We start from the raw sequence: 1,158 nt of genomic DNA on the forward strand, positions 1-1,158 counted from the left end.
GCCCCGGGTCGCCGCGGCAGGATCCTCGCCATCTCGATCGCCATCTGTCCGCCACCTCCGTGCCGCCACCGGCCGTCTGCCGGTCACCCGTCCCCGGGCTTTCGGTTCTCGTTGGTGCTCAGTGCACCGCGGCCGGATCAACAACCGGTACCCACCGGCTCACCACCGGCGTTGAACGACCGTTGAGAGCTCCGGAAGACGATCTGTGCGCGGCGGTCACCGAGCGCGGCGATGCCGGGTGCTCCGGGTGCGGACGCTGACGCGGAGACGACAGGTACCGGCGCGGATCGGTGGTTGCCGACCCCTCCCCTCCGGGAGCACGCTGCGATAAACACTCATCACCCGGGGTCGCGCCGGTAGCCGGAACCCGGCGACGAGAGGACCAGATGCCCGACCGCGACAGCCTGCAGTTCGCCATCCTCGGTCCGCTGGAGGTCACCGCGGCGGGGCGGCAGATCGTGCTGCGCGGCCCCCAGCGCCGGCGGCTGATCACGGTCCTGCTGCTCGAGGCGGGCCAGGTCGTGCCCGCGCACCGGCTGCTCGACGCCCTGTGGGGGCAGACCCCGCCGGACGGGGCGATGGCGACCCTGCGCACGCACGTCAGCGAGCTGCGCCGCCAGCTCGAGGACGGCCCCGAGCTGCGGGTGCTGCTGCGCAAGGGCTCCGGCTACCTTCTCGACATCCGCCCCGAGCAGATCGACGCCGAGCGGGCGCGGCGCCTGCTGGCGCAGGGCCGCCGGGCGGTGGACGACGGCGACGCGGTCAGCGCGATCGCCCCGCTGCAGGAGGCCCAGTCGCTGTGGCGCGGGCCGGCGCTGGCGGACGTGGCCGACCACCCGTTCGCGCATGCCTACCTGGAGGCGCTCAACGAGCTGCAGCTCGACGTGTTCAAGACCCGGATCGCCGCGGACCTGTCCCTCGGCCGGCATCGTGAGGTCATCGGCGACCTGCGGCTGCGGGTGGCGCGCCATCCGCAGGACGACGGGCTGTGCCGGCAGCTGGTCCTCGCCCTCTACCGCGACGGCCGGATCGACGACGCCGCCCGGGCCTGCCGGGACGGCCTCGCGGCCCGCCACGAGCTGGGGCTGGACTCCCCGCTGCTGCGCGAGCTGCAGGAGGACGTGCTGCGCGGGGTGCCGGGGCTGGACTGGGCCCCGC

1 protein-coding gene is annotated in these 1,158 nt (G+C 74.4%); it reads left to right on the plus strand.

The window, feature by feature from the left end; translation table 11 throughout:
- Nucleotides 1–386: 386 nt before the first annotated feature.
- Nucleotides 387–1,158, plus strand: a 772-nt coding sequence (locus MXD58_RS25085; protein ID WP_250610100.1) for an AfsR/SARP family transcriptional regulator, incomplete at its 3' end; no start/stop codon positions are given.

Origin of the sequence: Frankia sp. AgKG'84/4 (assembly GCF_023242965.2) — a bacterium.
Taxonomy (GTDB): Bacteria; Actinomycetota; Actinomycetes; order Frankiales; family Frankiaceae; genus Frankia.